At 53.5% G+C, this 14418-nt stretch carries 9 protein-coding genes; 2 read left to right on the top strand and 7 right to left on the bottom strand.

Features of this window, described 5'->3' with window-relative positions; genetic code table 11:
- Positions 1-173: 173 nt before the first annotated feature.
- From QD356_RS03340 to QD356_RS03315, 6 genes are all read right to left on the bottom strand, one after another.
- Positions 174-1514, bottom strand: coding sequence for a solute carrier family 23 protein (locus tag QD356_RS03340; RefSeq protein WP_192837969.1), 1341 nt, complete (start codon positions 1512-1514; stop codon positions 174-176).
- Between the two features lie 162 nt (positions 1515-1676).
- On the bottom strand, positions 1677-3245 hold the full coding sequence (locus QD356_RS03335; RefSeq protein ID WP_192837968.1) for an aldehyde dehydrogenase (NADP(+)): 1569 nt from the start codon (positions 3243-3245) through the stop codon (positions 1677-1679).
- A gap of 745 nt (positions 3246-3990) precedes the next feature.
- A complete protein-coding gene (lhgO, locus tag QD356_RS03330; protein ID WP_192837967.1) occupies positions 3991-5187 on the bottom strand; it encodes an L-2-hydroxyglutarate oxidase in 1197 nt (398 codons plus the stop codon).
- Positions 5188-5294: 107 nt separating this feature from the next.
- On the bottom strand, positions 5295-6275 hold the full coding sequence (glaH, locus tag QD356_RS03325; protein ID WP_192837966.1) for a glutarate dioxygenase GlaH: 981 nt from the start codon (positions 6273-6275) through the stop codon (positions 5295-5297).
- 468 nt (positions 6276-6743) lie between these two features.
- Entirely contained in the window at positions 6744-7520 is a 777-nt protein-coding gene (locus tag QD356_RS03320; RefSeq protein WP_192837965.1) for an SDR family NAD(P)-dependent oxidoreductase, read from the bottom strand.
- Positions 7521-7604: 84 nt separating this feature from the next.
- A complete protein-coding gene (locus tag QD356_RS03315; protein ID WP_192837964.1) occupies positions 7605-9401 on the bottom strand; it encodes an NAD(P)/FAD-dependent oxidoreductase in 1797 nt (598 codons plus the stop codon).
- 427 nt (positions 9402-9828) lie between these two features.
- Between QD356_RS03315 and QD356_RS03310 the strand changes: the two genes are divergently transcribed.
- A complete protein-coding gene (locus tag QD356_RS03310) occupies positions 9829-11880 on the top strand; it encodes a sigma-54-dependent Fis family transcriptional regulator (RefSeq protein WP_225996392.1) in 2052 nt (683 codons plus the stop codon).
- 344 nt (positions 11881-12224) lie between these two features.
- Positions 12225-12347: a putative oxygenase MesX gene (locus QD356_RS03305; protein WP_192837963.1), complete on the top strand. Its 123-nt coding sequence runs from the start codon at positions 12225-12227 to the stop codon at positions 12345-12347.
- Between the two features lie 395 nt (positions 12348-12742).
- Here QD356_RS03305 and QD356_RS03300 read toward each other — a convergent pair whose 3' ends face one another.
- Positions 12743-14371, bottom strand: coding sequence for a hypothetical protein (locus QD356_RS03300; protein WP_192837961.1), 1629 nt, complete (start codon positions 14369-14371; stop codon positions 12743-12745).
- Positions 14372-14418 lie beyond the last annotated feature (47 nt).

The following is a 14418-nucleotide window of genomic DNA, read 5'->3' as shown; positions in this document are numbered from 1 at the left end:
TTCGTGATAATGTTATCGCCGGTGTGAAAATTCGAAGAGTCATAACAAGGCGGCTCGTAAGCCGCTAAAGATTGATATTAGTTGAAATACTTTTAGAAACTCTATGAGTTAATCAGATTGGAAGCAACAATCTCTAGCATTAATGATCTCAATCAAGGACTTTTATACAAACTCTAATTTCGAGAATTATTCGGTTTATACTCTTTTTGCACGATAAAGTATAATGTTATCCCAATGATTATTCCATAGGCAGCTCCGTATACTGCCAAGACAACAGCGACTATACCTGCAACACCTTTTTCCGTGCTGGTTTTAGCTTGTTCCATACCAACTTGAATACAGAGAAATCCTGTTACAAGCATGGTTAGAGAGAGTGCAATTGGTAAAACAGGTTGAAAAAAAGTCATAAGAGGTAGTAAAAAAAGAGAAATAAAATTTACCAGCATAAATGTCCCAGAGCCGCTAAAAACTGACTCCATTGCTTTTTTACCGAATGTATACCTCTCCAAGACAGTAGCTGTGACTGCAGTCCATACCGGTCCAGCTAATCCCACATATGGCGCAAATAGTGCATGAAGGATATTTCTTATCGCTGTTACAAGGTGTACTCTATCTGGATTATTATCGATAAACTCGTCATTCCTCAATGAGTTCATCTTGTCTACAAGTGTATCGCCAACAATAATATCACCATAGGCAATTATATATGCAATAACAGCAGTGGGTACCGCTAGAAAATATGTATTGAGTGAAGGAAAACCTATAGTAAATGGCAAGTAACTCCACATTTCCCCAAACGCTGGAGATACAATACCCCATTCAATAACTGGAATAGAGTATTCCGAGCTAAGCAAGCCTACTAAGATAGCAATAAGAATAGCGGGAACCATTCCATAGTTAGAAATAAATTTTACTATAGCGTTTCTTTTCCTCAAATTTTTAAAAGAGATAGAAAACATCAAATAAGCAGTCAACAAAGCTCCAACCGTGATAGATATTGGAGTTTGTAGAAGCCTGCCGCCCTCTTCAATCTCTCCGAGTAAGGCGGCTATACCGGCCCCCATCACAATACCCGACTTTAGTGAATTAGGTACGATATTTACTATTTTACCTCCTAAGCCTGTTAAACCAAACAATGCAAATATAAAGAAGACTAATAATTGGACTGCAACCAATGCCTGAATAGCTTCTGGTCCTGGCTCGTAATCGCCTAAAAACAATACTACCAAAGGTATAGCTGGAGTAATCCAGCCTGGTACTAAGGGTGTCCCCAGAAGTGAGGGGATCATATTTCCTATACCGCATACAATGATAAATGCTACTGCAACATCATAAGGAATCCCCAAGTACTGCTGTAGTAACGGGATCATGCTTATTGTAACAACAGACAGTGTGATTGCCTGAACACACTCAGCCATTTCAAAGCGATAATGAACAAATGGAATTCTTAGCTTGAATGGCCCAGCAGGAATGAATGGTTGCTCCTTCCCTTCTTTTATTTTTTCAGATCGCATAGCGCACCTAGATATATTATATAGTTGAATTTAAATTACTCGCCGAATAATAAGATTAGCTGCTTTCTCAAAGTTATTTTATTTTCAATTTTCCTTATGATTATCGATAAAAATGGCGGTCCATAGACCGCCAAAAATCTAACTGCTATAAGTTTTAAATGTTCAATTTCGTTTACCGTCAACCAAACGGGTGACACCTAAAGGATTATCGTCCTTAAGGGCCTTTGGTAATAACTCGTCGGGTAAGTTTTGATAGCATACAGGTCGTAAAAATCTATTAATCGCCGCACTACCCACCGAGGTGGTACGGGAATCAGATGTTGATGGGAAGGGGCCGCCATGGACCATGGCATTGCATACTTCGACCCCCGTGGGCCAACTGTTTACTAGTATGCGGCCAGCTTTACGCTCGAGCACTGGCAGCAGATTACGCGCTACACCTTGATCAGTTTCGTCCATCTGAAGCGTAGCGGTGAGCTGCCCATCCAAGTGCCTGGCCACGGCTTCAACTTCCTCGAAATCGTTGCACTCAACCACCAACGAGGCTGCACCGAATACCTCTGCATGCAGTGCATCGTTTTTAAGTAAATCACTCGCCGAGCAAGCAAATAGTGCTGGCTGACAGGCGCACAGGCCATCGCCGACAGGGCCACGTGCAATCTCACGGGCTTCACGTTCTAAAGCACTAACCCCAGCCTGATAGGCTGTATGAATGCTAGGGGTTAGCATGGTATGCGCAGCGCTTCGCTTTACTGCCTGACCAGCTGCGGCGACGAAGATATCCAGCCCCTCCCCCTTAATCGCAATGACTAGCCCGGGGTTGGTGCAGAACTGACCTGCTTGCATGTTCAGCGAACCAATGAAAGCCTCACCCAGCTCAGCACCACGGGAGCTCAATGCCGTCGGTAGTAGGAAAACCGGGTTGATCGAACTCATCTCGGCATAGACAGGTATTGGCTGCGGTCGACTTTGTGCCGTAGCCATGAGTGCCAGACCTCCAGAGCGCGAGCCAGTGAAACCCACTGCTTGTATCCGCGGATCAGCGACTAATGCTTGCCCAATATCATTTCCCGCCCCGAAGAGAAGCGAAAACACTCCCTCGTGGAAACCAGAGCTGGCCACAGCATTTTGCACCGCCCGCCCTACCAGTTCGGATGTCCCAGGATGGGCTGAGTGCGCTTTGACCACCACCGGACAGCCAGCAGCCAGCGCCGATGCGGTATCTCCTCCTGCCACGCTAAAAGCGAGAGGGAAATTAGAGGCACCGAACACTACTATGGGTCCCAAAGCCACGTGGCGTTGACGTATATCAACTCGCGGCAAGGGCTGTCGATCCGGAAGTGCTGAATCAATACGTACATCAAGCCATTCGCCGGCACGCACTACAGTGGCAAATAGCCTTAGCTGGCCACAAGTACGAACACGTTCGCTTTCTAGCCGCGTGCGCGGAAGGCCAGTTTCAGTCATGGCTCTAATAATCAGAGCATCACCGATTTCCTCGATCTCATTTGCGATAGCCTCTAAGAAGGCTGCTCGATCCTCTAGATCGCTTTCACGAAAAGTATCATAGGCGTCTTCAGCCAAGCGGCAGACTTTATCGATTTCACTTAACTCTATCCCTGGATAGTCCGGTGCAATTATCTCACCTGATGCAGGGTTTATGGCTCGAACGACTGACTGGTTGCCTTTAACAGACTCACGGCCAATTAGAGATGTTCCTTGAAGATTCATACTATACCCCTATTCATACTATTATTTTTCATCGTGTCTGTTCTTTACTCAACTCTGTGCTTTTTTCTTCAAGCAATTCGCTATGCAGATAGTCAAAGTCATTCATACAAGCATGGTTTATGCCATGACACGCTCCTAACTCAATAGTTTGCGCTTCTTCATCATGTGAAAAATAATTTTTCAAAACAGCTGGTTGCAGAAATTTCTATAGAGATTCTTGTTTTAACCAATAGAATGTAGCCTATAGATTGGTAGACTAAGGTATAAACTTATTCCCTGGCAATGCAGAATTGCTCAACAATTGTGCAAAAGTGCTCACGCTTGCTTTACCTATTTTCAGACTCCGTCCCATAGCCCGCGCTCAGACTAATTAGCTTTACGATTTAATTTATCAAATCTTCATCGCTACGCGAAGTGCATTATAGCAAAGCGTATTCTTTAGAGTACAGTGCTTTTATAAGTCAGGAAAATAGTCAAGCCAAAGACTTACAAATTTTAACCCTCCTGAATACTACCAATAATCGTGCAGTTTGTGGTGAGTTATGGAGCACAGTTTTTATATCAATTATAGGGTTGAATTGTCTTAACTATTGGGTTACGTGCAACCGAGATAGATGTTTCTTAAAGACGAAGCACAAGCTACTAAATTAAGCTCTCAAATCGCATAGCCACACGCAGCACCGACAAGGAATCTGATCATCCGACACCCAATACCTATCCACCATACGCTAGAATTGACAATAATTTAGAACTCAGCCATCAAGCTTACCTGTTCAACTATGCGAGCTCCGATCGGTAGCGCCGAAGTGGCCGCCGGCGATGGAGCATTTCCAACGTTCACCGTGCGCCGAGTATTAATGAACAAAAAGTCATCAACTAATTTACCGTCACGCGAAACCGCTTGAGCACGAACCCCAGCTGGATAGGGCTCAAGGTCCTTCAATGTCAGACTAGGACAGTACTTGCGCACCAACTCAAGATATCCCCTTTTATAGAAAGAGTTCTTCATCTCTGAAAGACCAGGCCGCAGGTTACGGCCCAGGACTTTAAGAATCCCCGGATTGGTTGCCATTCTTGACAGATCTGAAATCGAGACATCGCCCCTGTGATATCCTTCACGCTTAAAGGCAAGTACCGCGTTGGGTCCCACGGTCACGCTGCCGTCAATCATACGGGTCAGGTGTACACCAAGAAATGGCATCGAAGGGTCTGGAATTGGATAGATTAGGTGATTGACGATATCGTTGTGTTGCGCTGGCAGCCGGTAGTACTCACCCCGGAAGGGGCAGATGGTGAACCCTGGGTCCTGCCCCAGCATACGAATCACGCGGTCTGCCATTAATCCCGAGCAAGTCACTAGATAACGTCCTGTGAAGTCACCCTTACGGCTTTTCACCACGACTTCCTGGCTACGCTCTTCTAGGCCGACCACCTCATAGCCGTAGAGAATTTCCCCCCCCCTACGCGTGAACTCGGTTGACATAACTCGCGTCACTTCAGCGTAGTCCACAATACCACTAGATGGGACGAAAACCCCACCCAAGCCAGTAATGTTGGGCTCGCGTTCGGCCAGCTCACCAGCTGACAGCCACTCCCGCTCCAAGCCGTTGGCCTCGGTTCGCTCCCATAACGCCTTCATGCGCTGCATCTCGAGATCGCTAGTGGCCACCAGAAGCTTGCCACAGGTATCGAAGGGGATGCCGTGGGCTTCGCAGAACTCGACTGTGGCTCGGTTACCTGCTAAACAGAAGCGCGCTTTTAGACTTCCTGGGGTGTAGTAAACCCCAGCATGAATCACGCCACTATTATGGCCAGTTTGGTGCATTGCGGGCGCTTTCTCTTTCTCCAGTAGCAGTATCCGTCGTTCAGGGTAAGCCTGTTGCAGCTGCATAGCTGTAGACATCCCGAGGATACCGCCACCAATGATAATAAAATCGTGCATCGTGTGTCTCGCTCAATGTGCTCGCTGGAACCATACAAGTAGCCCTGCAAAGACATGTGAAAACTCATGTGCATGTCTTCACAGGGTCATAATAACTTCGAGCACCATCATACTTGGTGTGGATTACGGAGGGTCTTGGCGTGGTTAAAGTATCCACGTTGACGCATTAGCTCACGACGCAAGTCCGGATGAGGCTTGAACCGATCGCGACCATGCAACCAAAAGTGATTATTAATCAGCAGGAAACTCCCTACCGGGTTGGGCACCGAAAGGATATTCGGGCTATTCTCGAGTGACTCTGAAAGGTCAGCCAGCCAATTTCCCTCTTCGAAGTCTTTAGGCTGCACGAACTGGTCGATATAAGACAAGATCGGACGTCCTTCGCAATCCACATCAAACACCGGGTGGAAGGTGCTCCGGGTAACATTCTTGCTAGGCGGCACGGACCAGCACATGGGGCGGTGGGCAAGCGGGTGGGCAAAGAAGCGCTCAAGATCTTGCCAGTCGTCTAAATGAAGCAACAGAGAATTACCCCCCTCCATATTCTGCTCGTCGATCTTCATCATCAGCACATAATCAGTGTCCTGCTCGACGAAGGTACCATCGTTATGCAGTTCCATCACCCGATGCGGCTGCCGAAGGTAGGAGTCGGAGTTGTCGACGTTCTTAACCACGAAGCGTGCATAGTATTGACCACTCATGGCGTCATAGTTAGAGCGTCCAATCAAGTGAGCCACAGCAGTAGATAACTTGACCATGTCCTCGGCCTGTTCCACGGAGTCAAGTCCTTCCAACACGACTTGGATCCCCCCAGTGGCGCGATCCACCAAGGTGTTGACGAGCACTGACTGCAAGGTGTTGTCGCACAGGTCGTCGAGAATCTTAGCTACACGGAAACGAAGCATCGACTTGTATTCCAGCGCCTGCACCGGCCACTCGTCGGTGGCGGCGATGAAGGCCGCGACCACATCGCGGGAAATTGTCAGTTGCAGCAGTCGTGGTGAAACGAGAGAGGGCGCCAAGAAAAACCCGTGGATATCAGTGGGTAGAGGCATCGCTGTGTCGGTAAGCTGGTTCAGCACAGTCATGTAGATTCTCCAGTTTTAGTAAGCTTGCTCTGGAAAAATATCTACATTTTTGCATTTCGTCAAAATTTTTTTACTTTGAAATTTTTATCAGGTCTTAGACATCTGTTCCAGCAACACAGAGGGGAGCGGTGATTGGCACCTGAACACTGCTCGCGGGCCTTTTTAAAGAGCGACTGAGTTGGGCTTGTAGTCTTGGTGTGTAATGGTTCATCCACACCCAAGGTAAATGAGATGTGGTAGGACAGATGAGACCTCTTATGCCTTCTTCACATTGCGGCCGCTTCGCTACGATGCCGCTTTGCCCCCTCCTACCGACGGAGCCATAACAACCATTCCTTCACCCGACAACACCACAACGCCGCCTCCCGTTGCCGGAAGGCGGCGTTGTGTCATGAGATCCCCCCTTGCCGTCAGCTACTGAGCTCAACCTTGCTCTCTGTGCTGACTCAATGCGGGCTCATTGCTGACTCACAGCGTGAAGCCACCATCGACGGCGATGGCCTGCCCTGTCACGTGTTCGGCCTGGGCGAGGTAGACCACCAGCTGCCCCATGTCCTCAGGTGTCTGGGCGACGCCCTGGGGCAGCAGGCTCTTCTGCAGGCGCTCCCATGCAGCGGACTCGCTTTCGCCTTCCTGACTCCAGCGTGCCGAGAGCCCGCTCTCGCCCCGCCACATGCCGGTACCCACCACGCCCGGGCAGATCGCATTGACGGTGATGCCTTCCGCTGCCACTTCCTTGGCGACGGCATTGGTAAAGCCGATGACCGCGAACTTCGAGGCACAGTAGTGCGACAGATCAGGGAAGCCGACCTTGCCGGCCATCGAGGCCACGTTGATGATCCGCCCGACGCGGCGTGCGCGCATCACGGCGACCTCGGCCTGAGTGCACAGGAAGGTGCCGCGGGCGTTGACGTTCATGACGCGGTCCCACTCCTCCACCGTCAGCGCATCGATGGAATGGATGCCGATGATGCCGGCATTGTTGACGGCGATATCGAGCGGGCCGAGTCCGGCTTCGGCCTCTTCAATCAAGCGCCGCACGGACGCCGCATCCGCGACATCGACCTGAAGCGCCAGACACCGTCTACCCAGTGCCTCCACTTTTTCCGCCGTCTCGCGGGCGCTGGCGAGATCCAGATCCGCCACCACGATATCTGCGCCCGCCTTGGCCAATGCCAGCGCGATCCCCTGGCCAATACCGCGCCCACCCCCTGTCACCAGTGCAATCTTGTCGTTCAGTTGCATGAGTCGTCTCCTGAATCTCTCACTGAAATCTGCAAATGCTGCGCTGCTGCCATGACGCTGGCACACTGCCCAGCGCCACTGGCCTCAGCTCAGGTGGTGGACTTCCTGAAGGCCGTAGACCGGCGTCGGGATACCCTCGAGCCGCGCCTTGAGCTGCAGCGCCAGATACTGGGAGTAGTGGCGGGACTGGTGCAGGTTGCCGCCGTGGAACCATAACGCCCGCTGCTGGGTCGGCTTCCACATGTTGCGCAGCTCGCCCTCCCAGGGCCCGGGGTCCTTGAGCGTATCGGAGCCCATGCCCCAGCATTTGCCGACCTTGTCGGCGACGTCCTGCGAGATGATTCGTGCCGCCCAGCCATTCATCGAGCCGTAGCCGGTGGCATAGACGATCAGATCGGCGGGCAATTCCGAGCCATCGGTCAAGGTGACCGAGCGCGGATTGATGCGCTCGATGCCGACGCCACTGCGCAGCTTGATGTCACCATTGGCGACCAGATCACAGGCGCCCACATCGATGTAGTAGCCGGAGCCGCGGCGCAGATATTTCAGGAACAGGCCCGAGTCGTCATCGCCGAAATCGAGCAGGAAGCCTGCCGCCTCCAGTCGACGGTAGTAGTCGGCGTCGCGCTTGCGGATCGCCTCGAAGATCGGGCGCTGGAAGTCTGGCAGTATCCGGTAGGGAATCGAGGCAAAGATCAGGTCCGCCTTGTGGTGATCGATGCCGTTTTGCACCGCCTGCTCGGAATAGAGCGGCCCCAGCGCCTCTTCCATCAGCGAGTTGGACTTCACCACATGCGTGGAGGAGCGCTGCAGCATGGTCACGTCTGCATCGTTCTCCCACAGCGCGGCGCAGATATCGTGAGCGGAATTGTTGGCACCCACCACGACCACTTTCTTGCCACGATAGGCATCAGGCCCCGGGTGCTGGCTGGAGTGCTGCTGCTCGCCTTCGAAGGTCTCGGCTCCCGGGAAGTGCGGCACATTGGGCATGCCCGACATGCCCGTGGCCAGTACCAGCTGCTTGGGACGCAAGGTCACGGGCTTGCCATCGCGTACCACCTCGACCACCCACTCGCCGCTCGCCTCATCGAACTGAGCACTCTCACAAGCCGTGGAGTTCCAGTAATTGAGCTCCATGATTTTGGTGTACATCTCCAGCCAGTCCGCGACCTTGTCCTTGGGCGCGAACACCGGCCAGTTTGCCGGGAAGGGGATGTAAGGCATGTGGTCGTACCACACCGGATCATGCAGACACAGGGACTTGTAGCGATTGCGCCAGGCATCGCCCGCACGTGGATTCTTGTCGATCACGATGGTCGGCACATCCATCTGTCTGAGCCGCGCGGCCAGCCCGATGCCGCCCTGACCACCACCGATGATCACGCAATACGGCTGGCGCTCGTAGCCCAGCTCGGCCTCTTCGCGCTGACGCGACTCAAGCCAGGTCTCACGCTGCTTGTTGGCTCCATGCTCGGCGCCCTTGGGGCGCTGCATGCCCAGCGGCTCAGGAAATTCCTTGAGTTCGCGCATGGCGGTCAACAGCATCCAGCAGCGCCCTTCCTTCAGGCGCAACAAGCCCTTGCCGCGTGCATCTGCGGTCTCGAAGGTGAACCAGGCTTCGACGATGCCGCCAGCCTCACTGGCCTCACCATCCAGCTGCCAGCGAGAGGGAGCGACATGCTCGAGGGTCGCCGCGAGCATCGACTGGATCTCGTCCTTGCCTTCCGACGTCTTGAGATTCCAGGTGAAGGCGATCAAATCGCGCCAGTAGCATTCCTCGCCAAACAACGAGAGAACCCGGGCGATATCGCGCTGAGTCAGGGAGGACTCGAAATCATCGAGCCATTGCTGAGCGATCTGAGTTGGCGTGCGTGCGGTCATGGCGTCTCTCCGCGTGTTGTTGGATGTTGTAGTCACGCCTTCCATCCAAGGCATCAAGCATGCCAGCTTCGTCATGCACGACAGACAAAGCTCGTAAACACTTGTCATGAATGACAAAAATTCGCCACTACCGCGCCACCAACCTCCTCGCCTCGCTGGGCATTCCACCGTCCTCGTGACAACTGTACGCCGTACGCCTGACACGGGGCGTTACACCTGTAACGCCCCGACCAAGGATGCAGGCCAGGGTGATTGACGCTCCCGCCACACCGCATACGCTTGAAGGAGCACACGCCGCTTTCGCTATGGCCGCTGTTGTGACAACCGCGATTGCCACCGCCACTTTCACAAGAGCCATCGCCACTTGCACAAGAGCCATAGCCACAATCAAAAGAGCCGTCTCGAGACGGCCAGCGCCGAGGCAGCCATGATCCGCCAACTCGAAACGATGCAGCCCGACAAACGGCAGCATATCCAGACCCTGATGCAACTGGGCGAAGGCCGCGACGTCTTCCCCGAGACGCAGCGCGACGTCATCCGTCGTTCCTGGCAGCGCTGTCTGGAGGAATATCAGCTCGACCCCAGCCGCCCTCGCCCAGTCCGTGTTCTCACCCAGCAGGCGCTGCGCGATCATCAGGAATCGGCGGATGAGCTGCTGCACGTGGCACGTGCCGGGGTGGAGCGGCTCTATAGTCAGATCGCACAACATGGCTATGCGCTGATCCTCACCGATCAACGCGGTATCGCGGTGGATTTCCGGGGCCAACGTGATCAATTGAGTGAGCTGCGGCGCGCGGGCCTCTACCTTGGGTCGGATTGGAACGAGCGTTATGCCGGCACCTCGGCGGCGGGCACCTGTCTGCACGATGGCGCAGCCGTCACCTGCCATCAGCGTGAGCACTTCGATGCTACCCACATCGACCTGACCTGCACCGCAGCCCCCATCACCGATCCCCAGGGCCGAGTGATCGCCGCCCTCGACATCTCGGCGCTGAAATCACCCCGCCCGCAGGAGAGCCAGACCTTTGCGCTCTCCCTGGTCACCCTGCATGCCCGCATGATCGAGGATGCGTACTTCCTGCATCGCTATCGGGATTGTCTGATCCTGCGTTTCGACACGGCGCGGGAATTCGTGCACCTGAATGGTCGTGGCCTGTTTGCCATTCAGGAAGATGGCAAGGTGATCGCCGCCAATCACGAAGGCCGACGCCTGATCGATGCGCACCTTGAACGCTGGCCACCGTGGACGGTCTCCACCCTGCCCGCCGTCACGCAACTGTTCGATGGAGAGCTCAATGAGCTGCTGAGCATTCCGCACGCCAACCGGGATCAGATTCGCGCCTTCCGCCTGCGGGCGGATGACGCCATCGTCTTCGTGACCCTGATCGAGCCACGCGGCTATCCGGTACGGGCCCTCCCCACCGTCAGTCAGCAGGATGATCCGGTGCCCGAGCTGGACCAGCTCGCGGGAGATGATCCTTCCATGCATCGGCTGCTCAAGCTGGCGCGCCGCATGCGCCATGAAAACGTGAGCATCCTGATTCGTGGCGAGACGGGGACCGGCAAGGAAGTGTTGGCGCGAGCGCTGCATGACAGCGGGCCACGTGCCAAGGCGCCCTTCGTGGCGGTGAACTGCGCCGCCATTCCGGAATCGCTGATTGAAAGTGAACTCTTCGGCTATCTGCCGGGCGCCTTCACGGGAGGAAGGCCCAAGGGCATGCGAGGCCTGATCCAACAGGCCGACGGTGGCACACTGTTTCTGGATGAGATCGGCGACATGCCGCTGCCGCTCCAATCACGCCTGCTGCGCGTCCTCGCCGAGCGGGAGGTGTCGCCACTGGGGGCCGAGACGCCCATCAAGGTGGATATTCGCGTCATCACTGCCACGCATCGTGATGTCACGGAGCTGATCGCCAGCGGCCAATTCCGCGAAGACCTCTACTACCGACTCAACGGCGCCGAACTCCTGCTGCCCGCGCTACGTGAGCGTGCCGATCGTCACTACCTCATTCGCAAGCTGCATGCGGAACTGCAAGCCGAACGCGACCAGACACTCCACCTGCGCGCTGACGCCATCAGTGCGCTGTTGAGTCATCACTGGCCGGGCAACATACGCCAACTGCGCAATGCGATTGCCTTCTCGATGGCCACCGCGGAGGGCGATGAAATCACCCTGCATGATCTGCCGGAGGTCTGCCAGACCCACACCGGCAGCGCCCGCGGGGCTGCCAGCTCGCTTGCCGCTGCCTCCCCCTTTGCCTCCGGTGCTTCCCCGAACCCTGCCTCTCCTGCGCTCGCGTCTGCAGGGGCTGATGCGGGGACTGATGCGGACGCCAGCGAACTGCTCGAGCTGTTGCGTCACACGGACTGGAACGTCAGCCAGGTCGCCCGCCAACTCGGTGTCTCACGCCCCACCATCTACCGCCGCATGCGCCGCCACGGTCTGGTGGCGCCCAATCATCAGCCGCTCGCCTCATGAACCAGCCGCATCTTCATGGCCGAGTATGGAGAACGTGAAGAGTGCATGAGGATGTCGTGCTCTGAAGCGTCAGGTGCTTGCCACACACGCTGGCCCGAGCGGAAGTTCGGGCCAGCGTGTGTGTTTCTATTCTTACCCCTCTTACCCCTCTTTCCCACTCCTCACGTCAACGTCTCAGCGGCTCACGTTGCGCGCTTTCTGAGTCCGTCTCCCCCCGCTCAGCGTGCCTCTCACATCATGGATGCATTCTCACAGAGTGCAACTCGCTCACGAGACACCTGAAAGATCACGGGAAGATATCGATGACACAGTCAATTTTCTCTCTCAGGATCAGGGTGAACGCTATGAGCAATGAATTCGGTTTCAGCATCAAGAGTCTGCACTTCGACGAGAACTCCACGCCGCAGGAAAACAGCCGCCTGACCACCAACTTCGCCAACCTGGCGCGTGGTGAGAGCCGTCAGTAGAGTTTCGAGTCATTGATTACATCATGGTGGGTCGCGAGGGATGCCAGATCTTTGCTGAAAGGGAATACATCTGAACGAAAACCACGACATACGCCGGTGCTCCCCCCTTAGACAGCACCGACTTAATGATTAACTTTTTTCAGATACTTCCCATAAGATACTACATATTTCCAAGTTAATATCTACAAACTCATTCCAACTATATTGATCAGCATAATGCAACTCATACTGCCGATCGACCCGGCAAATATCAGGTCGATCGGCGTAAATGTTACATCTCTTATCAGCATCACTGTAATGCTTGCAAGTACCATCTCCCCGATCAAGAGGCTTAGTCTCGTTCGCCAAATTAACATGCTGACAACAAAGGCCACATTGGGTGCATGGAAACGTGCTTATCCCTTGATGCATGATGCCAACCATTTCCGCGTACTCTCAGAGTTCCCCATCTCGTAGGGCAATTCTATACCTCTCTTATCAACTTCGTCTTGTAAGAGCGACCCCCTCTGAATTTCATTGTTACAAGCTACTAACTGTTGCGAGAAATCTTCCAGCTCATCTGCATCAAGATTAAACTCGAGCTTGCTCAGCTCTATAAGATACTGATCCAGCTCAGCGTTGATGGACTGGAATTTCGCGATCATGTCGGCATGCGGCATGATCGACTCAACAAACGCCCAGATTTTTTTTGCTATGCCGCTATGGAGCATGAAGTAGCTCAGCCCCAAAGTGACGACGCCAGTTACCAGCGCGCTACAGAAAGCCGCCAGCTCGGCACCCAGCGGAAAATTGCACATCGGCAATAGTTGGGTATAGGCCACAGATCCCACCACCGTAGCAGCCCCAATGGACAGCACGGAGACGACAGCCTTACACAGATCAACAAAGCCTAACTGGTCGGGGTTAAAAATCAGCAACTTCAAGGCCTTTACAAACTGACCCCAGACCTCTCGGATGATTTTTACTGCCATGCGCTGCGTTGTAGCAAACACATTGAATAGCGTGGTTGTGAGGCTGGCAAATACGCCACCGAAGACGCCATCCTTGAAGGCCGTAAGAAAGTCCTTGAAGCGTGCCTTTACTCGTATCCAGATACCTTTCAGTGTCTTGTTGATACTGTCGATGAATGATGAAAAATCGAAGTTTTCTCTATTCTTCTCTACCAAGGCTGGAATTTGCTCGCGCAGTTCGAACCAGACCTCAGCCATGATCAACCCCAACATTTGGCGGGTGCCCATCTTCACCCCCGCCATACCCGATGCCTTAGCGGTCTGCTTTACGAACTTGCTGCTAGTGTAATAAGAGCGATTGATCTGCTGTTCGTAGGGCATTCTGGCTTCCGCGTCCCTTTTCCGCATCTCCTCGGAGTCAATGGACTTAAGCTCCTTGATCGCATTTTCCTTCTGACGAATCCTGTCTTCAAGTTCTCGAGCTTTGTGCCGCTCCTCGGGAGTGTTTCTTGGCATACTTTCCAGCCGCTGGATATCCCTGTCCCGCTTTTCTTCCTTACGCTCTATGAGCTTCGGTAGCTTTTCCAGGTATGCATTGATGGGGGTCGCACTCTTCGACTTGTTGACTGTTTCCTGCGTGGATTGGAGGTTGCTATCCTGATTGGCCAGTTTTACCCCATCCATCTCCGCTAGGGTGCGCCCTGGGTCATCATGAACTTCCTGGGCACTGATCACATGATCGAGATTACGCTTCTCTCCCGGCCCCATGGTGGTATTTCGATAAGGATCGTGAAGACCCCCAGCTTGATGCCGTAGCTTGTCATCACTCCCGGTCTTTTTAAACCTAGCGTCCTTATGATATAAGCCGCTATTATACTTTTCTCGATTTTGATAGCGCTGCTTTTCTCTGTCTGTGGCCCAAACCCCTTGGCGAGCGTTATGAACGGTGTCGACGTTTCCACCTATCTTGTCCTCAAACAGAAGAAAGTCCAAACCGAAACTGGTTGTCAAACTATTGACGACGGTTTTTTCGAGCTCTTTCGCCCAGTTAAAATCCTGCGCTGAAGTGTGCATAGGGAGACTCATGAAAAGAAAAGGTGATAGTGGGGAGCTTTCACTCC

This window comes from Cobetia sp. 2AS (assembly GCF_029846355.1).
Lineage (GTDB): Bacteria > Pseudomonadota > Gammaproteobacteria > Pseudomonadales > Halomonadaceae > Cobetia > Cobetia amphilecti.
Note: the sequence above shows the minus strand (reverse complement) of the source record. Positions and strands in the feature narration are given on the sequence as shown.

What these genes read in the sequence shown, in the direction of transcription:
- QD356_RS03340 (WP_192837969.1), bottom strand. Translation starts at nt 1,514, where the DNA reads ATGCGATCTGAAAAAATAAAAGAAGGGAAGGAGCAACCATTCATTCCT.
- QD356_RS03335 (WP_192837968.1), bottom strand. Translation starts at nt 3,245, where the DNA reads ATGAATCTTCAAGGAACATCTCTAATTGGCCGTGAGTCTGTTAAAGGC.
- lhgO (WP_192837967.1), bottom strand. Translation starts at nt 5,187, where the DNA reads ATGCACGATTTTATTATCATTGGTGGCGGTATCCTCGGGATGTCTACA.
- glaH (WP_192837966.1), bottom strand. Translation starts at nt 6,275, where the DNA reads ATGACTGTGCTGAACCAGCTTACCGACACAGCGATGCCTCTACCCACT.
- QD356_RS03320 (WP_192837965.1), bottom strand. Translation starts at nt 7,520, where the DNA reads ATGCAACTGAACGACAAGATTGCACTGGTGACAGGGGGTGGGCGCGGT.
- QD356_RS03315 (WP_192837964.1), bottom strand. Translation starts at nt 9,401, where the DNA reads ATGACCGCACGCACGCCAACTCAGATCGCTCAGCAATGGCTCGATGAT.
- QD356_RS03310 (WP_225996392.1), top strand. Translation starts at nt 9,829, where the DNA reads ATGATCCGCCAACTCGAAACGATGCAGCCCGACAAACGGCAGCATATC.
- QD356_RS03305 (WP_192837963.1), top strand. Translation starts at nt 12,225, where the DNA reads ATGAGCAATGAATTCGGTTTCAGCATCAAGAGTCTGCACTTCGACGAG.
- QD356_RS03300 (WP_192837961.1), bottom strand. Translation starts at nt 14,371, where the DNA reads ATGCACACTTCAGCGCAGGATTTTAACTGGGCGAAAGAGCTCGAAAAA.